A 17,711-nucleotide genomic window follows, 5' to 3' on the forward strand; every position below is an offset into this window, starting at 1 on the left:
TTCGTTCGTGTTCGTTGTTCAGTGCGCCTGGGCCAGCTGCTGGGCCGGGGCGGTGTAGCCGCCACCCAAGGCGCGCATCAAGGCCACCTGGCTGTCCAGCGCCCGCGCTTTCAGGTCGGCGGCGGCGCGGCGCTGCGCCAGCACGTTGGATTCGGCGATCAGCACCGTGAGGTAGGGCCCGAGGCCGGCCTTGTAGCGCTGCGTCGCCAGCTCATAGGCGCTTTCGGCGGCGGCCTGTGCGCTGGCCTGCTCCTGCTGCTGGCGCGCGATGGATTGCAGCGAGCTGATCTGGTCGGCCACGTCGCGCACCGCCTCCAGCACGGCGCCGTTGTAGGCCTCGACGGCGGCGTCCAGGTCGGCGGCCTTGCCGCGGTAGTTGGCGCGCAGCCGGCCGGCATCGAAGATCGGCAGGTGGATCGCCGGGCCCACACCGTACTGGCGGCTGCCGGTCTCGATCAGCCGGTCCAGGCCGATGGCGCTGAAGCCGGCGAAAGCGACCAGGTTGACGCTGGGATAGAACTGCGCGCGTGCGGCCTGCAGGTCCTGCGTCGCGGCTTCGATGCGCTGGCGCGCGGCTTCGATGTCGGCACGCCGGCCCAAGAGGTCGGCCGGCACACTGGCCGGCAGCGGCACGGCCTGCACCGCCTGCAGCCGAGGGGCGAGCCCATCCAGCGCCTGCGGCGGCTGCGCTGTCAGCGCGGCGAGCGCGTGGCGCGTCAACGCCGCCTGTTCGTCAAGCGCGGCGAGCTGCTGCCGCAGTTCGGGCAAGGCGCCCTCGCCCTGGCGCAGCTCCACGTTGGTGTCGATGCCGGCCTGCACCCGCTGGCGGATCAGCGCCAGGATGTCGGCCCGCTGCGCCAGTGCACGCTCGCTCACGGCACGCTGCTCCTGCAGGCGCGCCAACTGCACGTAGGCGCGGCTGACATTGGCCGCCAGCAGCACGCGCGCCGCCTGGGCGTCGGCCTCGGCGGCACGCTGGGCGCCCAGCGCCGCCTCCAGCGCAGCGAGGTGGCGGCCGAAAAAGTCGATCTCCCAGGAAGCGCCGGCCTGCAGGGTGGCACTCGTCTGCATCGAGCCCGCCAGCGGCGGCGGGAACAGGCCATGCTCGGGGTAGCGCTGGCGCGTGCCTTCGAAGCTGCCGTTCACCTGCGGCAGCTCGGCCGCCTGTGCGCCAGCCACCAGGGCCTGGGCGCGCTGCACCCGCACCTGTGCGGACTTCAGCGAGGGGTTGTCGCTGAGGGCGCGCTGCACCAGCTGGTCAAGCTGGGGATCCTTGAAGTCCTGCCACCAGGCCTGCGCCAGCGCGGGCGCAGTGCCGCCGCCGTCCAGACCGACGGCAGCCGGCACGACCGGCTTTGATTGCGGGTGCACGTCGCCCGGGCTGGCACAGCCGGCGAGCAGCAGGGTGGCCGCCATGGCGATGGCCGCAATGGCGGTGAAGGTGGTCAGCGCCAGGCCGGACGGGCGGCGCGGGACGGTGAGGCGGTGCAAGTTGTCCATAAATTTGTTAGGGCTGTTTCTGCTTAGGCAACTATTTCGGCAAGACAAACCGCTCAATCGGCGGTGGCCATGGCCCCCTGTCGCAGCGCCTCTCCGTTTTCCAGCATGCGGCGCAGGTAGGACATCAGCGCCTGCCACTCGGTCTTGGAGAAACCCGACAGATGGGCATTCAGCACGTCGGTCAGCACGCCGGGCACGAGCGCTGCGGCGGCCTCCCCCTCCGGGGTGAGCTCGAGCATCACGACACGGCGGTCTTCGGTGGAGCGCACCCGCTTGCACAAGCCCTTTTTCTCCAGGCGATCAAGAAGGCGGGTGGTGGCGCCGGCGTCCATCTGCAGCTCGCGCGCCATCTCGGCCACGGCCATGCGCTTGGCCTGGCGCAGCTTGAACAGCGGCATCCACTGCGCATGGGTGAGGTCGTGAGGTTCCAGCTGCAGCTCGGCCTGCTGGATGAAGGAGGCGAGCACCCGCTTCATGAGGTAGGCCACGCTGTCCTCGGCGCAATAGGCGCCAGGGCGGTACAGGTCAGCGGGAGGGGGGATACGTGCCATGGCAAGAAATATACTTGCCCGGGCAAACAATGTCAAGGCTGCCTTTGCTCCAGCAGGCTTGTCAGGGCCGAGGGGCGCTTACAGGATGGGTTTCGCCGCTGCGCCGAGGCTGGATGGGCGCGGCGCGCACGCAGTTGCGGCCGGCCTCCTTGGCGGCGAACAACGCCGTGTCCGCATCATGGATCAGCGCGTCCAGCGAGGCATGGCCCGGCTCGACCGCCGCCACGCCGATGCTCACCGTGGCCTGCACCTCGCGCCCCTGCCAGCCCAGCTTGAACTCGCTCACCCGTTCGCGGATGCGGTCGGCCACGTCCAGCGCGCCCAGCGGGTCGGTGTGCGGCAGGAAGACGATCAGCTCCTCGCCACCAAAGCGGCCCAGCAGGTCGGCCTGGCGCAGGGACGCCAGCGTCACCCGCGTGATCTCGCACAGCAGCGCGTCGCCGCAGATGTGGCCGTGGGTGTCGTTGATGCGCTTGAAATGATCGGCGTCCACCAGCAGCAGGGCGCCGGCCGTCTGGTAGCGCCGGCAGCGCGCCAGCTCGCGCTCGGCCAGGTCCATGAAGTGGCGACGGTTGTGCACGCCGGTGAGTTCGTCCTGGGTGGCTCGGATGGCGAGCTCGTCGCGCGCCTGGGCCAGCTCGAACAGCAGGCGCAGCACGAAGGCATTGACCCAGGGCGCCAGCACGGCGCAGCTGATGCCGGCCGCCACGCCGGCCAGCACGGACTCCCCCCGGCCCAGCAGTGCCACCACGCCTTGCACGGCGCCCACGGCCAGGGCCACCGCCGCCACGGTGAGCAGCGCGTTCACCCGCCACACGCCCAGGCGCAGCAGCCGGCCGCTCAGCCAGCGCCACCAGGAGGAAGGGGATGCATCGGATCTCATCACGGGCCCTGCGCCCTGATTGCAACACAAACCGCGCGACAAGGGCGTTGACAGCGCATTGGCCGCGGGCCTAAAGTGATATCACTCTGATTTCAAACGAGGCGGGCATGCCACACCAGAATCCCTTGCGAGAGGAAGTACCGTTCCGTTCCGCCAACGGCTATGCGATGGGCGCGCTCGGCTTGGCTGCCTTGCTGCTGGGCGCGGCGCTTGTGGGCAGCCATCCGGGCGGGGCGGCCGGCGCGGGCCTGGGCGCCTTGTGCATCGTGCTGGGCGTGCTGTGCATGGCGGGGCTGTACATGCTGCAGCCCAACGAATCGGCCATCCTCACCTTGTTCGGCCGCTACCAGGGCAGCGACCGCAACGAAGGGCTGCGCTGGGCGAACCCGCTGTTCACCAAGCGCAAGCTCTCGCTGCGCTCGCGCAACCTGAACGCGCCCACGCTGAAGGTGAACGACAAACGCGGCAACCCGGTGGAGATCAGCGCCGCGGTGGTCTGGCGGGTGCGCGACACCGCGCAGGCCCTGTTCGAGGTGGACGACTTCGAGGCCTTCGTGCGGGTGCAGGCCGAGGCGGCGCTGCGCCACCTCGCCTCGCTGTACGCCTACGACGAAGGCGAGGACCTGGACGTCGGCGAGACCACCCTGCGTGCCGGCATGGACGAAGTGGTGGTGGCGCTCAAGGGCGAGCTGCAGGCGCGTTTTGCCGGCGCGGGCGTGGAAGTGCAGGACGCCAAGCTCACCCACCTGGCCTATGCGCCGGAGATCGCCCAGGTGATGCTGCGGCGCCAGCAGGCCGAAGCGATCATCAGCGCACGCAAGAAGATCGTGCAGGGCGCGGTGTCCATGGTGGAGGAAGCGCTCAAGGGCCTGTCGGAGCGCAACCTGGTGCACCTGGACGACGAACGCAAGGCGGCCATGGTGAGCAACCTGCTTGTCGTGCTGTGTTCGGACAAGGACACCCAGCCCATCGTCAACACCGGCACGCTCTACACCTGAAGAAGCTTGCGGCATGGCAAGCCCCGGCAAGAAGGCCTTCCTGCTGCGCATCGACCCGGCGCTGTGGGCGGAGCTCGAGCGCCTGGCGGCGCAGGAACTGCGCAGCGTGAACGCACAGGTGGAGTACCTGCTGCGCGAGGGCCTGGCACGGCGCCGGCGCACGCCCGCCGCTCCGCCGGACGCTGACGCTGGGCCGGTGGCGCCCGCACCGGCGCCCGACAAGCCCCGGCGTTGACCCGCACACCGCCGCGGCCGCGTTGCCGCAGCGGCCCGCCGTAGACTGCCGCGATGGCCGCGTCCACCACCCTTCCCTCGCCCGGCATGCCGGCCAGCACCGCGCCTGCCAAGGCGTCGCCGCGCGCCTTGTCGGGCCTGCTGCCGTTCCTGCGCCCCTATCGCGGCCGCATCGCGCTGGCGCTGCTGTTCCTGGTGATGGCAGCGCTGAGCACGCTGGCCTTTCCGGTGGCGCTGCGTTCGCTGATCGACCAGGGGCTGGTGGCCACCGATCCCGGCCAGCGTGTGATGGCGCTGCGCGAGCACTTCATGGCCTTGTTCGGCGTGGGTGCGGCGCTGGGCGTGTTTTCGGCGCTGCGTTTCTACAGCGTCACCTGGCTGGGCGAACGCATCACCGCCGACCTGCGCAGCGCGGTGTATGCGCACGTGGTGGAGCAGAGCCCGGAATTCTTCGAGACCACGCAGACCGGCGAGGTGCTGTCGCGCCTGACCACCGACACCACGCTGGTGCAGACGGTCGTGGGCTCCAGCCTGTCGATGGGCCTGCGCAACAGCGTGATGGGCCTGGGTGCCCTCGCCATGCTGATCATCACCAACCCGTATGTGATGACGCAGGTGCTGGGCATCCTGGTGCTGGTGGTGCTGCCGTCCTTGTACTTCGGGCGCCGCGTGCGCGGCCTGAGCCGCGCCAGCCAGGACCGGGTGGCCGATTCGAGCGCCATCGCGGCCGAGGTGCTGAATGCGATTCCGGTGGTGCAGAGCTACACGCAGGAGCAGCGTGAGGCCGACCGTTTTGCGCGCGCCACCGAAGCGGCGTTCGAGACCGCACGCAAGCGCACCCGCGTGCGCTCCATGCTGGTGGCCTTCATCATCACCGCCACCTTCGGCGCCCTGCTGTGGGGCCTGTACCAGGGCACCCAGGCGGTGATGAAAGGCCAGATCAGCGCCGGCCACCTGGGCGAGACCGTGGTGTATGTGGTGCTGCTGGTGAGCTCGGTGGCGGTGCTGTCGGAGGTGTATGGCGATGTGCTGCGGGCGGCTGGCGCCACCGAGCGCCTGATGGAGCTCCTCGGCGCGCGCTCGCCGGTGGCCTCGCCCGCGCGGCCGCGCGCGCTGCCCGCCGTGCAGGGGGGCTCCACCGTCACGCTGGAGGCGGTGCAGTTCCACTATCCATCGCGGCCCCAGCATCCCGCCCTGCGCGACTTCAGCCTGCAGGTCGCACCAGGAGAAACCGTGGCGCTGGTTGGCCCCAGCGGCGCCGGCAAGAGCACCGTCTTCCACCTGCTGCTGCGTTTCTACGATGCGCAGTCTGGCCAGGTGGCGATCGACGGCGTGCCGGTGCAGGAGCTGGCCCTGAACACGCTGCGTGCACGCGTGGGCATCGTGCCGCAGGACAGCGTGGTGTTTTCCACCAGCGCGATGGAGAACATCCGCTACGGCAAGCCCGAAGCCAGCGACGAAGCCGTGATGGCCGCGGCACGCGCCGCATTTGCGCACGACTTCATCAGCGCCCTGCCCGAGGGCTACAACACCTTCCTCGGCGAACGCGGCGTGCGCCTGTCAGGCGGCCAGCGCCAGCGCATCAGCATCGCGCGCGCCATGCTCAAGAACCCACCGCTGCTGCTGCTGGACGAAGCCACCAGCGCGCTGGACGCGGAGAGCGAACGCATGGTGCAGGCCGCACTGGAAGCGGCGATGAAGGACCGCACCACGCTGGTCATCGCGCACCGCCTGGCCACCGTGCAGCGCGCCGACCGCATCGTGGTGATGGACCACGGCGGCATCGTCGAAAGTGGCACGCATGCCGAGCTCAGCGCGGCGGGCGGCCTGTATGCGCGGCTGGCGGCGATGCAGTTCGAGCTTCAGCCGGCGGCGTGAGCGCGGCCTCCTCGCTCGCGCCGCGGCGCTGCTCGAACCAGCGCAGCACGGTGAGGATCACCAGGGCCAGCACGGTCGCCAGGGTGGCGGTGAGCTCGCGCCCCAGGCCGGCAGCGATGCCGATGGCGGCGGTGGCCCAGATGCTGGCAGCCGTGGTGAGGCCCTGCACATTGCGCTCATGGTCCAGCTTGAGGATCGCGCCGGCGCCCAGGAAGCCGATACCGGACACCACACCCTGCAGCACGCGGGTCAGGTCCGCTGGCGACACGCCCGCCTGTTCAGGCACCAGCACGAACAGGGCCGAGCCGAGCGCCACCAGCATGTGCGTGCGCAGGCCTGCCGGTGCGCCGCGCAGCTCCCGCTCGTAGCCGAGCACGCCGCCCAGCAACACGGCCACCAGCAGGCGCACGCTCACGAGCACGGCCTGGCGTGCGTCGGCGATGTCGGAAAACTCGTGGCCCACGGCCTGGAGGATGTCGTCCATGAAAGCTCCTGGTGAGCACTTGGCAAAGAAGGTGCCGCGTGTCGGACGACACCGACATGCCCGGGCGCGCCAGCCCGACAGACGCGCGACCGTCACCACCACAGACTCGGCGAAGCGCCGCTGCCGTCACCGGCCGGCCTTTGACCACAAGGAGATTCACATGAACGTCGTTGCCTTCACCCGTCCCGTGGCCGCTGCCACCACCCTGGCCATCGCCCTGGCCGCCGCCGGCTGTGCCGACATGAGCGAGCGCCAGAAAGGCACTGCCGTGGGCGCTGGCGTGGGCGCCGCAGCCGGCGCCGTGATCGGCAAGACCACCGGCGGCAAGACCGGCCAGAGCGCGGCCATCGGTGGCGTGGTGGGTGCGATCGCCGGCAACCTGTGGTCCAAGCGCATGGAAGACAAGCGTGCGGCGATGGAAAAGGCCACCCAGGGCACCGGCATCGACGTGGCACGCACCCAGGACAACCAGCTCAAGGTGAACGTGCCCAGCGACATCTCGTTCGACACCGGCCGGGCCGACCTCAAGCCCGAGATGCGCCGCGTGCTCGACCAGTTTGCCCAGGGCCTGGACAACACCATCCATGTGCGCGTGATCGGCCACACCGACAACACCGGCAGCGATGCCATCAACGATCCGCTGTCGGTGCAGCGCGCGAACGCAGTGCGCCGCTACCTGGAAGACCGCGGCGTGCCCGGCAGCCGCATCGAGACCGCCGGCCGTGGCGAACATGAGCCGGTGGCCGACAACAACAGCGAAGCCGGCCGCGCGCGCAACCGCCGCGTGGAAATCTTCCTGCGCGAGCCGGAACAGCGCCAGGGCTAAAGCGGCCGGGCGGCAGGGGGCGGCCCGTAAAATCGGGCCATGACCGCCTCCTCGCGCCCGGTGCGCAGCCAGTACGAAGACTTCATGCGCCATGTGTTCGAGCATGGCGTTTCAAAGACCGACCGCACCGGCACCGGCACGCGCAGCGTGTTCGGCCACCAGATGCGCTTCGACCTGAACGAGGGCTTCCCGCTCGTCACCACCAAGAAGGTGCACCTGAAGTCCATCGTGCTGGAGCTGTTGTGGTTCCTGCGCGGCGATTCCAACGTCAAGTGGCTGCAGGAGCGCGGCGTCAGCATCTGGGATGAATGGGCGCGGCCGGATGGCGACCTCGGCCCGGTGTACGGCGTGCAGTGGCGCAGCTGGCCCACGCCCGATGGCGGCCACATCGACCAGATCGCCCAGGTGGTCGACCAGCTGAAGCACAACCCCGACTCGCGCCGCATCATCGTGAGCGCCTGGAACGTGGCGGACTTGGCCGCCATGGCGCTGATGCCCTGCCACGCCTTCTTCCAGCTCTACGTGGCCGAAGGGCGCCTGAGCTGCCAGCTCTACCAGCGCAGCGCCGACATCTTCCTCGGCGTGCCGTTCAACATCGCCAGTTACGCGCTGCTCACCCACATGCTGGCGCAGCAGTGCGACCTGCAGGTGGGCGACTTCATCTGGACCGGCGGCGACTGCCACATCTACAACAACCACTTCGAGCAGGTGCGCACGCAGCTCGCCCGTGCGCCCTTCCCCTACCCGCGGCTGCATATCAAGCGCAAGCCGGCATCGATCTTCGACTACGCCTACGAGGACTTCGAGGTGCTGGACTACGAATGCCATCCGCCGATCAAGGCGCCGGTGGCGGTATGACGTTGGTGCTGATGTGATGGCGCTTGTGCTCGTTGCAGCCGTGGCCCGTGACCGCGCCATCGGCAAGGGCAACGACCTGCTGTTCCGCATCGCCGAGGACCAGCGGCGCTTCCGGCGCGAAACCCTGGGCCATCCGGTCGTGATGGGTCGCAAGACCTGGGACTCGCTGCCCGCACGCTTCCGGCCCCTGCCCGGGCGGCGCAACATCGTGGTCACCCGCAATGCGCAGTGGCAGGCCGACGGCGCCGAGCGTGCCGCCTCGCTGGACAAGGCACTCAAGCTGGCCGGCGATGTGCCCAAGGTGTGTGTCATCGGCGGCGGCGAGCTCTACGCGCTGGCCCTGCCGCTCGCGGACGAGCTTGTGATGACCGAGGTGGACGCCGAAGTCGCCGGCGCAGACACCTTCTTTCCCGAATACCGGTCGCAGTTCTTCGAGACCGAGCGCGAGCGCCGCGTCACCGACGACGGCTTGCGCTATGACTTCGTCACCTACCAACGACAACGCTAGAGGGAGCTTCCATGTCCGGCCACGGTTTCCACGTGCACGGTCCGCACGACCACGAACTCGAACATGCCGCCCAGCATGGCACCAAGGATTCCTTCTCCGGGCAGATCGCCGTGATGACCGCCATCCTGGCCACGGTGGGCGCGCTCTTCTCCTACATGGGCGGCGCGACCCAGGCGAATGCCGGCCTGTACAAGAACAACGCCGCCATCAAGAAGACGGAAGCCTCCAACCAGTGGAATTACTTCCAGGCCAAGAGCACCAAGCAGGCGCTGGCCGAACAGGTGCGTGACCTCTCGGCCGACGAGCGCAAGGCGACCTACCAGGCCAAGGTGGACCGCTACGAAAGCGAGAAGAACGCGATTAAGACCAAGGCCGAGGCGCTGGAAGCCGAGAGCATCAACTGGGACAAGCAGTCGGAAGCGCAGATGCACCTGCATCACCGCTGGGCCCAGGCCACCACCGCCTTGCAGATCTCCATCGCGCTGGCCGCGATTGCCCTGCTCACCCGGCGCAAGTGGCTGGAGTGGGGCATGTTCGGCGTGGCCGGGCTGGGTGTGCTGCTGGGCGGCGCGGCGCTGCTGCATTGGTAGCCGCATACCGATGAAACTCGCCACCTGGAACATCAACTCCCTGGGCGTGCGCCTGCCCCAGGTGCTGCAGTGGCTGGCCAGCGCGCGGCCCGACGTGCTGGCGCTGCAGGAGCTGAAGCTCACCGACGACAAGTTCCCGCTCGCCGAGTTGCAGGAGGCCGGCTACAACGCGGTGTTCCACGGCCAGAAAACCTACAACGGCGTGGCGCTGCTGAGCCTGCAGCCGCTGACCGCCGTGGTGAAGAACATACCCGGCTTCGACGACGACCACGCGCGCGTGATCGCCGCCAGCCTGGGCAGCCTGCGCCTGGTGTGCGGCTACTTCCCCAACGGGCAGGCGCCCGGCTCGGACAAGTTCGCCTACAAGATGCGCTGGTTGCAAAGCCTGCGCGAGTGGCTGGCCGGCGAGCTGGCACAGCATCCGCAGCTGGCGCTGATGGGCGACTTCAACATCGCGCCCGAGGATGCCGACGTGTGCGACCCCGTCGCCTGGGCTGGCCACATCCACTGCACCGACGAAGAGCGCGCGCACTTCCGCGCGCTGGTGGGCCTGGGCCTGCACGACAGCTTCCGCCTCTTCGAGCAGCCGCCGCGCGTGTTCAGCTGGTGGGACTACCGCATGCTGGCCTTCCGCAAGAACGAGGGCCTGCGCATCGACCACATCCTGGTCAGCGACGCGTTGCGGCCGCAGGTGCGCAGCTGCAGCATCGACAGGCTGCCGCGCAAGAACGAGCGGCCCAGCGACCACGCGCCGGTGGTGGTCGAGATCGCGTAGTGCGCACCGCCGGCTTGCGCGCCTGATCAGTCGTCCAGCCCCAGCTCCTGGATCTTTCGGGTGATGGTGTTGCGCCCGATGCCCAGCTTCTGCGCCGCTTCGATGCGGCGGCCCCGGGTGATGTCCAGCGCAGTGTGGATGAGCTGGCCTTCGAACTTGCGTGTGAGCGTGTCCCACACCTCGGGCACGCCGGCTTCCAGCAGGCCGCGCGCCTCGCGTTCCAGGTCGGCCAGCCAGTGGCTGCTGCCGCTGGACGAGGTGGCTGGCACCGGCGCTGCACCCTGCGCGCCAGTCGGCACCGCAGTGGGCACCAGGGCCGAATAACTCAGCGCGTCGCCCGCCGTTGTCGCCGGCACGGCGCCGCCGCCCGCGGCGTCATGGCGCACCGCGCCCGCCTCTCCCAGGAACTCCGGCGGCAGGTCCTTGGGCTCCACCACCTGCGCCGGCGCCATCACCGTGAGCCAATGGCACACGTTCTCCAGCTGGCGCACGTTGCCGGGAAAGTCGAAGCCCATCAGCCGGTCCAGCGCGGCATCGGTGATGCGCTTGGCTTCCACGCCCAGCTCCTTGGCACTCTTCTGCAGGAAGAAGCGCGTGAGGGTGGGAATGTCCTCGCGCCGCTCGCGCAGGGCCGGCAGGCGCAGGCGGATCACGTTGAGGCGGTGGAACAGGTCCTCGCGGAACACACCCTGGCGCACCCGCTCTTCCAGGTTCTGGTGGGTGGCGGCGATCACGCGCACATTGCTCTTGAGCGGCTGGTGCCCGCCCACCCGATAGAACTGGCCGTCGCTCAGCACGCGCAACAGCCGCGTCTGCAGGTCGAACGGCATGTCGCCGATCTCGTCCAGGAACAGGGTGCCGCCATCGGCCTGCTCGAAACGGCCGCGCCGCATGGTCTGCGCGCCGGTGAAGGCGCCGCGCTCATGGCCGAACAGCTCGCTCTCCAGCAGGTCCTTGGGGATCGCCGCGGTGTTGATCGCCACGAAGGGCCCGGCCGCACGCGGGCTGTGCTTGTGCAGCGCGCGTGCCACCAGCTCCTTGCCCGAGCCGCTTTCGCCGGTGATGAGCACGGTGACGTTGCTCTGAGAGAGCCGGCCGATCGCACGGAACACGTCCTGCATGGCGGGCGCCTGGCCCAGCATCTCCGGCATCTCGGCCTGGGCGCCGTCGCGCACCTCCTCGCGCAGGCTCTCCTCCACAGCACGGCGGATCAGCTCCACCGCCTTGGTCACGTCGAAGGGCTTGGGCAGGTACTCGAAAGCTCCGCCCTGGAACGCCGCCACCGCGCTGTCCAGGTCCGAGTACGCGGTCATGATGATCACCGGCAGGCCTGGCAGGCGCGCCTTCACCTTGACCAGCAGGTCGGTGCCCGATCCACCGGGCATGCGGATGTCGCTCACCAGCACCTGGGGCTCGTCGTCATCGAGCGCGAGCAGCACCTCGCGCGGGTTGGCGAAGCTGCGCACCGCAAACTGCTCGCGCGCCAGCGCCTTCTCGAGCACGAAGCGGATGGATTGGTCGTCGTCAACGATCCAGATGGGTTTCATGCAGGCCTTGGGTCCTCGGCTGGCTGTGGCCCAGTGCGGTTGCGCTAGGGCAGCGGAATCACGATCTTGAACACGGTCCGGCCAGGTTCGCTGTCGCATTCGATCGTGCCCTGGTGTTGCTGCACGAAGGTCTGCGCCAGCGTGAGCCCCAGGCCCGACCCGCCCTCACGCCCCGACACCAGGGGATAGAAGATCCGATCGCGGATGGACTCCGGAACGCCCGGGCCGTTGTCCTGAATATGCAATTCCAATGCCAGTCGCCAACGCTGCTTGCCCAGGGTGACCTGGCGCGCGATGCGCGTGCGCAGGATCAGTTCGGCGCTGGACGCGGCAATGCGCTCGGCCAGGGCCTGGGCCGCGTTGTGCGCGATGTTGAGCACCGCCTGGATCAGCTGTTCACGATCGCCACGGAACTCGGGGATCGAGATGTCGTAGTCGCGCACCACCGCCAGCCCACGCGGGAACTCTGCGAGGATCAACGAGCGCACACGTTCGCAGACCTCGTGGATGTTCACGTCGCTCACCACATGCGGGCGGCGGTGCGGTGCCAGCAGGCGGTCCACCAGCGCCTGCAGGCGGTCGGCCTCCTGCACGATCACGTTGGTGTATTCGGTGAGCTCGCGCGAACCGCCCAGCTCCATGCCCAGCAGCTGCGCGGCGCCGCGGATGCCGCCCAGCGGGTTCTTGATCTCGTGCGCGAGGTTGCGAATCAGCTCCTTGGTGGCCTGCACCTGCCCCAGGGTGCGCTCCTCGCGGTCCTGCCGGGTCTGCTGCTCGATCTCGATCATCTCGACCACCACCCGGTCGGGTGAATCGGTCTGGTTCACGATGACGTGCACCGGCAGCAGCTCGGGGTGCTGGCCGGCCGGTCGCTTGAGCTGGCCGTCGAAGCGGCCGGTGGCGAAGTCATTGCGCGACACCGCGTTCAGCGTCTCGTCGAGCTTGTCGGATTCGACGAACCAGTCACCCAGGCGCCCGCGCAGGATGCTCCGGCGCGACAGGCCCAGCACGTTCTCGAACGCGGCGTTCGCGAACAGGCATTCGCCGTCGGGCCGCACCATCGCCACCATGGTGGCCAGCAGGTCGAAGGCTTCGCCGCCAGGCCAACCCGGCGCGGGCTCGGTGAGGTTCACGGCAGTCGGCGGACGCGATCGGGGCGCCCGCTTCAGGGCAGCTTGGCGAGCTCGCGCTTGATGGCCGCGATGTCCGCTTCCTTGCGGGTGATGGAGGCCTTCATCGCGGCCACCCGCTCCTGGTACTTGGCGTAGTTCTGCTCGTTGCCCTGGCGTTCGGGCTCGCCGCCGTTGTAGTCCTTCTGCAGCTGCGCCAGGCGCTCCTCTTCACGGCGGAGTTCCGCTTCGAGGATGCGGCGCGCGTCGTTGTCACGTGCCTGCTGTTCCTTGGGGTCCACCCGGGCCTCGCTGTTGCGCGGGCCGGACGAGGCCACCGGGGCCGGCTTGCCGCTGCCCTTGGGCGACTGCATCACGGTGATGGGCGCGCCCTCGATCGTGCGGCAGTTGCGCTGCTTGGCCTCGGCGGCCGAGATCGCATCCGTGTAGAGGATGGGCGGCCCCGGGCAACGATAGACGGTGGCGCCCTCAGCGAAGGCCGACGACCCGATGCCGCCCAGCAGCAGGGCGACAGCCCAACGTTCAGCCCACTTCATGCCAGCGATTTCCATACGGTTCCAACGCGTGCGGCCGTCCCGCGGACGACCCAATGGGGTGCATTGTGTCGCAGGGCCAAAGAAAAAGGGACGGCCTGCGCCGTCCCTTCCAAGCCTGATCGGGAGCCGATCAGAGGCTGTAGTACATGTCGAATTCGATCGGGTGCGTGGTCATGCGGAAGCGGGTCACTTCCTGCATCTTCAGCTCGATGTAGGCGTCCAGGTAAGCATCGGTGAACACGCCGCCCTTCGTGAGGAACGCACGGTCCTTGTCCAGGTACTCCAGCGCCTGGTCGAGGCTGTGGCACACGGTCGGGATCTTCGCGTCCTCTTCCGGCGGCAGGTGGTACAGGTCCTTGGTGGCGGCTTCGCCCGGATGGATCTTGTTCTCCACGCCGTCCAGGCCGGCCATCAGCAGGGCCGAGAAGCCGAGGTACGGGTTGCACATCGGGTCCGGGAAGCGGGCTTCGATGCGGCGGCCCTTGGGGTTGGCCACGTACGGGATGCGGATGGACGCCGAACGGTTGCGCGAGCTGTAGGCCAGCTTCACCGGGGCTTCGAAGCCGGGCACCAGGCGCTTGTAGCTGTTGGTGGTCGGGTTGGTGATCGCGTTGAGCGCGCGGGCGTGCTTGATGATGCCGCCGATGTAATACAGCGCGAACTCGCTCAGGCCGCCGTAGCCGTCACCGGCGAACAGGTTCTTGCCGTCCTTCCAGACCGACTGGTGCACGTGCATGCCGGAGCCGTTGTCGCCGACGATCGGCTTGGGCATGAAGGTGGCCGTCTTGCCGTAGGCGTGGGCCACGTTGTGGATCACGTACTTCTGCACCTGCAACCAGTCGGCCCGCTCCACCAGCGTGCTGAACTTGGTGCCCAGCTCGTTCTGGCCCGGCGAGGCCACTTCATGGTGATGCACTTCGACCGGGATGCCCAGCGATTCGAGGATCAGGCACATCTCCGAGCGCATGTCCTGGAAGCTGTCGACCGGCGGCACGGGGAAGTAGCCGCCCTTGACGCCCGGACGGTGGCCCATGTTGCCGCCTTCGCGCTTGTCGCCGCTGGCCCAGGGGGCCTCTTCGGCTTCAATCTCGACGAAGCTGCCCGACGGGCCGGCGTTCCAGCGCACGCTGTCGAAGATGAAGAACTCGGGCTCCGGGCCGAAGAAGGCGGTGTCGCCCATGCCGGAGCTCTTGAGGTAGGCCTCGGCGCGCTTGGCCAGCGAACGCGGGTCGCGCTCATAGGGCTTGCCGTCGCCCGGCTCGATGACGTCGCAGCTGAGGAACAGCGTCGGCTCTTCGAAGAACGGGTCGATGTTGGCGGTGTTCGGGTCCGGCATCAGCAGCATGTCGGAGGCCTCGATGCCCTTCCAGCCGGCGATCGAGGAGCCGTCGAACGCATGGCCCGACGTGAACTTATCTTCATCGAAATGCGAGATCGGCACGGTGACGTGCTGTTCCTTGCCGCGGGTGTCGGTGAAGCGGAAGTCAACGAACTTGACTTCGGCTTCCTTCACCAGGCTCATCACGTCGGCGACGGTCTTGGCCATCAAAAATCTCCTAGCGGGGACGCTTGCTGTGGGATGGGGGGATACAGAGGTGGATTGGCTCTCGCAGGAGCGACTGGAGGCCCCCAAAAAAGCGCACTGGAATGTAGCAGAACGCGTGCCAACAAATAGGCCGCTTGCGCCTTGGCGGTGCGGCCTGCCGAGGCCACTTCGCACCACTGCGGTGCCACCCAGAGCACCGCAATGGTGCCCTCTACCGCACCATCTCGGGGCCGCAGCTGGCACCCGCCTGCGCCAGGCCGTCGCGCAGCATCTGGTAGGCCGCCGGCACGTCGCCCCCCGCGCCCTTCACGCCCAGTTCGATGTGGCGGCCCCACTGCGGATGGTCCACGCTCGGCAGGCTGAACACCTTGACCGTTGCGAAGCGCGCTTCGATGGCCTCCATCAGCGGCGTGAGTGTGGCCTCCATCGCGCCGAACACGATCACCGAACGTTCGGCCTGGCGATGCTGCCCGTGCAGGTCGGCCAGGCGCTGGTCCAGCACCCACTCGATCATCGGGTGGGCCATCACCGGGAAGCCGGGCACGAAGTACACCTGCTCCACCGAGAAGCCGGGGATCTTGTTGTAGGGGTTGGGGATCAGCTCGGCGCCCTGCGGGAACACGCCCATGTTCAAGCGGTGCACGTTGTCGTCCCGGTCCGGTTCGTAGGGCAGGCCCTGTTCGGCTGCCACGTCGCGCATGCGCTCGAGGATCAGCGCCTTCGCGCCTTCGTGCAGCACCAGCGGCCGGCCGAGGGCGGCCGCGGCGCACTGGCGGGTGTGGTCGTCCGGCGTGGCGCCGATGCCGCCGCAGGAGAACACCACGTCACCGCTGGCGAAGGCGTCGTGCAGCGTGGCGGTGATGCGCTCGCGCTCGTCGCCCACGTAGCGCGCCCAGGCCAGCGCCAGGCCACGGGCGGCCAGCAGCTCGATCACCTTGGGCAGGTGCTTGTCCTGGCGCTTTCCGGAGAGGATCTCGTCGCCGATGATGATGAGGCCGATGTTCATAGGGCGGGGGGCAGCAGGGGTGGTTCGATGGAAGAGGCGGGGGCGGCCTGCGCGGGCGCCAGCTCCACCACCTTGTCGGCCTCGCGCAGGCGCTGCAGGGCGGCCAGGGCATAGTGCGCGAACCACAGGCCCGAGAAGGCGAACACCAGGGTGTAGAGCCACACCGACGCCACGATGAGCAGTGGCGCAAAGATGAGCGTGGCCGCGCTCATGGCCCACAGCAAGGAGGGCGCTGCGCCGAGGTAGCCGGTGACCACGCCGATGCCCAGCAGCGGCCAGCGATGCGCGCGCAGCAGGCGCCGGCGTTCGTCGCTGCTGGCGTGGTCGCCCAGCACGTCGAAGGTCATCACCCGGTAGGTGAGCCAGCCCCAGATGAGCGGCGGCACGATCAGCACCAGCGGCGGCACGAACCACAGCGGGATGCTCACGAGCAGCGCCACCAGCGCCACCACCGTGCAGCCCAGCGACCAGAACACGCTGCTCCACCAGCTGCCGCCGTGCCGCTGCTCCAGCTGGGGAAAGCGGCGCACCGCCACCAGCCGGGTGAGCGCGGGCGTCATCAGCAGCGCCACCAGCAGCAGCGAGAACACCACCACCACGGGCAACGCGAGCGCCACCACGATCAGCAGCGGCAGCACGTTGCGAAACCCGCCCGCGCCAATCGCCTGCAGCCACTGCAGGAAGGCCGCGGTGAGGGACCAGCTCTGCAGCGCAGCGCTGACCGCGTCGATGGCCGTTTCCCAGAACAGCCAGCCCAGCAGCCAGGCGGTGCCGCCCGCGATGATCAAGGGCAGCAGCGACAACATGATCACCCGCGGATGCAGGCAATACGCCACCGCGCGCCAGAAGGCATCCAGCAGTTCTTTCATGGCGCGCAGGATAGCGCGCCGGGGCGTCAGGCGCGCCCGAGCAGCCGCATCACGCCCAGCCACTGCTGGGCCCAGAAGCCGCGGCCGTAGTCGCGCCCGCCTTCTTCCGCCAGCTGGTCGCGGATGCCCGTGGGTTCATAGCGGCGTTCGAAGTTGGCGGTGCCGAACAACCGGTCCCATACCGGGAACAGCACCGCGAAGTTGCAGCCGCCCAGCGTGCCCTTGCCGGCCGACTCATGGCCGATGCCGATGCTGTGGTGCAGGCGGTGGAAACATGGGCTCACCAACACCCGCCCCAGCTTGCCGAAGGACAGACGGGCATTCGCATGCGACAGGCTCTCCAGCAGGCGTGTGCAGGCCACCACGGCCACGAACTGCCCGGGGGCGATGCCCACCAGCAGCGCCAGCAGCACCATCAGGCTGTCGCGCAGCAGGTCATCCAGCAGGTGGTTGCGGTCGTCGCTCCACAGCGTCATCTGGCGCTGGCTGTGATGCAGCGCATGCAGCTGCCACCACCAGTGGAACTGATGCTGGGCGCGGTGCACCCAGTAGTCGATGAAGTCGAACAGCACCAGGTAGAGCACGAAGCTCACCAGCGCCGCATCGGTGACACCGGGCCAGAGCTGGTCGAGCTGGAACGTGGGCAGGCCGTGCACACGCAGGGAGCCGATGAGTTCATCCCACAGCGGGTCCACCGTGAGGAACAAGGCCAAGCGAAACACACCGAGCCGGTGGATCAGCGTGTAGAGCACATCCACCCGCACGGCCTTGCGGTCAGTGACGTGCTCCACCGGCTTCCAGCGTTCCAGCGCAGCGAACACGGTCACCATGATGATCACCTGCACCACGCCGGCAAGCAGCCAGCCGGTGGCGGCAAAACCGTCTTCCAGCAGGTTGCCCAGGCCGAGCTGGAACATCAGCGGCTGCAGCAGGTGTTCGTACACCAGCTGCTGGAGCTGGTCGAATCCATCGATCAGGGTCGGCATCATGGG

Annotated in this window: 19 protein-coding genes; 8 read left to right on the forward strand and 11 right to left on the reverse strand. The window is 68.6% G+C overall.

The genetic code is table 11. The features are described 5' to 3' along the window. Positions 1 to 18: 18 nt before the first annotated feature. From VPH43_RS04635 to VPH43_RS04645, 3 genes are all read right to left on the reverse strand, one after another. On the reverse strand, positions 19 to 1,500 hold the full coding sequence (locus tag VPH43_RS04635) for an efflux transporter outer membrane subunit (RefSeq protein ID WP_328576487.1): 1,482 nt from the start codon (positions 1,498 to 1,500) through the stop codon (positions 19 to 21). Positions 1,501 to 1,553: 53 nt separating this feature from the next. Next, positions 1,554 to 2,051 carry a MarR family winged helix-turn-helix transcriptional regulator gene (locus VPH43_RS04640; protein ID WP_328576488.1) on the reverse strand — a complete coding sequence of 166 codons (498 nt, stop codon included), beginning with the start codon at positions 2,049 to 2,051 and terminating at the stop codon, positions 1,554 to 1,556. 61 nt (positions 2,052 to 2,112) lie between these two features. Beyond that, entirely contained in the window at positions 2,113 to 2,934 is an 822-nt protein-coding gene (locus tag VPH43_RS04645) for a GGDEF domain-containing protein (protein WP_328576489.1), read from the reverse strand. Between the two features lie 107 nt (positions 2,935 to 3,041). Here VPH43_RS04645 and VPH43_RS04650 point away from each other — a divergent pair, with 107 nt between their 5' ends. The 3 genes from VPH43_RS04650 to VPH43_RS04660 are packed head-to-tail and all read left to right on the forward strand — an operon-like array spanning position 3,042 to position 6,044. After that, positions 3,042 to 3,932 carry an SPFH domain-containing protein gene (locus VPH43_RS04650; protein ID WP_328576490.1) on the forward strand — a complete coding sequence of 297 codons (891 nt, stop codon included), beginning with the start codon at positions 3,042 to 3,044 and terminating at the stop codon, positions 3,930 to 3,932. Between the two features lie 13 nt (positions 3,933 to 3,945). After that, positions 3,946 to 4,167: a hypothetical protein gene (locus tag VPH43_RS04655; protein WP_328576491.1), complete on the forward strand. Its 222-nt coding sequence runs from the start codon at positions 3,946 to 3,948 to the stop codon at positions 4,165 to 4,167. Between the two features lie 53 nt (positions 4,168 to 4,220). Next, positions 4,221 to 6,044 (forward strand): ABC transporter transmembrane domain-containing protein, encoded by a 1,824-nt coding sequence (locus tag VPH43_RS04660; protein WP_442909202.1) that lies wholly within the window; start codon positions 4,221 to 4,223, stop codon positions 6,042 to 6,044. Here the strand turns inward: VPH43_RS04660 and VPH43_RS04665 are convergent. After that, positions 5,977 to 6,528: an MgtC/SapB family protein gene (locus VPH43_RS04665; RefSeq protein ID WP_328576492.1), complete on the reverse strand. Its 552-nt coding sequence runs from the start codon at positions 6,526 to 6,528 to the stop codon at positions 5,977 to 5,979. The genes VPH43_RS04660 and VPH43_RS04665 overlap by 68 nt on opposite strands. Before the next feature lie 160 nt (positions 6,529 to 6,688). Between VPH43_RS04665 and VPH43_RS04670 the strand changes: the two genes are divergently transcribed. From VPH43_RS04670 to VPH43_RS04690, 5 genes are read left to right on the forward strand one after another with little or no spacing between them, the layout of a single operon-like run. Then, positions 6,689 to 7,354 (forward strand): OmpA family protein, encoded by a 666-nt coding sequence (locus VPH43_RS04670; protein WP_328576493.1) that lies wholly within the window; start codon positions 6,689 to 6,691, stop codon positions 7,352 to 7,354. A gap of 39 nt (positions 7,355 to 7,393) precedes the next feature. Further along, positions 7,394 to 8,212, forward strand: coding sequence for a thymidylate synthase (locus VPH43_RS04675; RefSeq protein ID WP_328576494.1), 819 nt, complete (start codon positions 7,394 to 7,396; stop codon positions 8,210 to 8,212). Positions 8,213 to 8,228: 16 nt separating this feature from the next. Beyond that, positions 8,229 to 8,720 (forward strand): dihydrofolate reductase, encoded by a 492-nt coding sequence (locus VPH43_RS04680; protein ID WP_328576495.1) that lies wholly within the window; start codon positions 8,229 to 8,231, stop codon positions 8,718 to 8,720. An 11-nt stretch (positions 8,721 to 8,731) separates the two neighbouring features. After that, entirely contained in the window at positions 8,732 to 9,310 is a 579-nt protein-coding gene (locus tag VPH43_RS04685) for a DUF4337 domain-containing protein (protein WP_328576496.1), read from the forward strand. A 10-nt stretch (positions 9,311 to 9,320) separates the two neighbouring features. Then, entirely contained in the window at positions 9,321 to 10,085 is a 765-nt protein-coding gene (locus VPH43_RS04690; RefSeq protein ID WP_328576497.1) for an exodeoxyribonuclease III, read from the forward strand. 26 nt (positions 10,086 to 10,111) lie between these two features. Here VPH43_RS04690 and ntrC read toward each other — a convergent pair whose 3' ends face one another. The 7 genes from ntrC to VPH43_RS04725 all read right to left on the reverse strand — a co-directional run bounded on the left by ntrC (position 10,112) and on the right by VPH43_RS04725 (position 17,708). Next, the gene (gene ntrC / locus VPH43_RS04695) at positions 10,112 to 11,632 is read right to left on the reverse strand and encodes a nitrogen regulation protein NR(I) (RefSeq protein ID WP_328576498.1); all 1,521 of its coding nucleotides are present in this window, start codon (positions 11,630 to 11,632) and stop codon (positions 10,112 to 10,114) included. Between the two features lie 44 nt (positions 11,633 to 11,676). After that, positions 11,677 to 12,702, reverse strand: coding sequence for a nitrogen regulation protein NR(II) (glnL, locus tag VPH43_RS04700; protein WP_328576836.1), 1,026 nt, complete (start codon positions 12,700 to 12,702; stop codon positions 11,677 to 11,679). A 95-nt stretch (positions 12,703 to 12,797) separates the two neighbouring features. After that, complete coding sequence (locus VPH43_RS04705) at positions 12,798 to 13,298, reverse strand: hypothetical protein (RefSeq protein WP_328576499.1); 501 nt, start codon at positions 13,296 to 13,298, stop codon at positions 12,798 to 12,800. A 130-nt stretch (positions 13,299 to 13,428) separates the two neighbouring features. After that, a complete protein-coding gene (gene glnA, locus VPH43_RS04710; RefSeq protein WP_328576500.1) occupies positions 13,429 to 14,844 on the reverse strand; it encodes a type I glutamate--ammonia ligase in 1,416 nt (471 codons plus the stop codon). Between the two features lie 211 nt (positions 14,845 to 15,055). Beyond that, the gene (locus tag VPH43_RS04715) at positions 15,056 to 15,850 is read right to left on the reverse strand and encodes a competence/damage-inducible protein A (protein WP_328576501.1); all 795 of its coding nucleotides are present in this window, start codon (positions 15,848 to 15,850) and stop codon (positions 15,056 to 15,058) included. Next, the gene (locus VPH43_RS04720; protein ID WP_328576502.1) at positions 15,847 to 16,719 is read right to left on the reverse strand and encodes an EI24 domain-containing protein; all 873 of its coding nucleotides are present in this window, start codon (positions 16,717 to 16,719) and stop codon (positions 15,847 to 15,849) included. Before VPH43_RS04720 ends, VPH43_RS04715 begins: the two co-directional genes overlap by 4 nt. Positions 16,720 to 16,745: 26 nt before the next feature. Next, entirely contained in the window at positions 16,746 to 17,708 is a 963-nt protein-coding gene (locus VPH43_RS04725; protein ID WP_328576503.1) for a sterol desaturase family protein, read from the reverse strand. Between the last annotated feature and the right edge of the window lie 3 nt (positions 17,709 to 17,711).

This window comes from Ideonella sp. BN130291, assembly GCF_036231905.1.
GTDB lineage: Bacteria > Pseudomonadota > Gammaproteobacteria > Burkholderiales > Burkholderiaceae_C > CAMLIZ01.

Excerpts from the sequence above, each read along its gene's own strand:
- VPH43_RS04635 (WP_328576487.1), bottom strand. The coding sequence starts at position 1,500 with ATGGACAACTTGCACCGCCTCACCGTCCCGCGCCGCCCGTCCGGCCTG.
- VPH43_RS04640 (WP_328576488.1), bottom strand. The coding sequence starts at position 2,051 with ATGGCACGTATCCCCCCTCCCGCTGACCTGTACCGCCCTGGCGCCTAT.
- VPH43_RS04645 (WP_328576489.1), bottom strand. The coding sequence starts at position 2,934 with ATGAGATCCGATGCATCCCCTTCCTCCTGGTGGCGCTGGCTGAGCGGC.
- VPH43_RS04650 (WP_328576490.1), top strand. The coding sequence starts at position 3,042 with ATGCCACACCAGAATCCCTTGCGAGAGGAAGTACCGTTCCGTTCCGCC.
- VPH43_RS04655 (WP_328576491.1), top strand. The coding sequence starts at position 3,946 with ATGGCAAGCCCCGGCAAGAAGGCCTTCCTGCTGCGCATCGACCCGGCG.
- VPH43_RS04660 (WP_442909202.1), top strand. The coding sequence starts at position 4,221 with ATGGCCGCGTCCACCACCCTTCCCTCGCCCGGCATGCCGGCCAGCACC.
- VPH43_RS04665 (WP_328576492.1), bottom strand. The coding sequence starts at position 6,528 with ATGGACGACATCCTCCAGGCCGTGGGCCACGAGTTTTCCGACATCGCC.
- VPH43_RS04670 (WP_328576493.1), top strand. The coding sequence starts at position 6,689 with ATGAACGTCGTTGCCTTCACCCGTCCCGTGGCCGCTGCCACCACCCTG.
- VPH43_RS04675 (WP_328576494.1), top strand. The coding sequence starts at position 7,394 with ATGACCGCCTCCTCGCGCCCGGTGCGCAGCCAGTACGAAGACTTCATG.
- VPH43_RS04680 (WP_328576495.1), top strand. The coding sequence starts at position 8,229 with ATGGCGCTTGTGCTCGTTGCAGCCGTGGCCCGTGACCGCGCCATCGGC.
- VPH43_RS04685 (WP_328576496.1), top strand. The coding sequence starts at position 8,732 with ATGTCCGGCCACGGTTTCCACGTGCACGGTCCGCACGACCACGAACTC.
- VPH43_RS04690 (WP_328576497.1), top strand. The coding sequence starts at position 9,321 with ATGAAACTCGCCACCTGGAACATCAACTCCCTGGGCGTGCGCCTGCCC.
- ntrC (WP_328576498.1), bottom strand. The coding sequence starts at position 11,632 with ATGAAACCCATCTGGATCGTTGACGACGACCAATCCATCCGCTTCGTG.
- glnL (WP_328576836.1), bottom strand. The coding sequence starts at position 12,702 with ATGGTGGCGATGGTGCGGCCCGACGGCGAATGCCTGTTCGCGAACGCC.
- VPH43_RS04705 (WP_328576499.1), bottom strand. The coding sequence starts at position 13,298 with ATGAAGTGGGCTGAACGTTGGGCTGTCGCCCTGCTGCTGGGCGGCATC.
- glnA (WP_328576500.1), bottom strand. The coding sequence starts at position 14,844 with ATGGCCAAGACCGTCGCCGACGTGATGAGCCTGGTGAAGGAAGCCGAA.
- VPH43_RS04715 (WP_328576501.1), bottom strand. The coding sequence starts at position 15,850 with ATGAACATCGGCCTCATCATCATCGGCGACGAGATCCTCTCCGGAAAG.
- VPH43_RS04720 (WP_328576502.1), bottom strand. The coding sequence starts at position 16,719 with ATGAAAGAACTGCTGGATGCCTTCTGGCGCGCGGTGGCGTATTGCCTG.
- VPH43_RS04725 (WP_328576503.1), bottom strand. The coding sequence starts at position 17,708 with ATGATGCCGACCCTGATCGATGGATTCGACCAGCTCCAGCAGCTGGTG.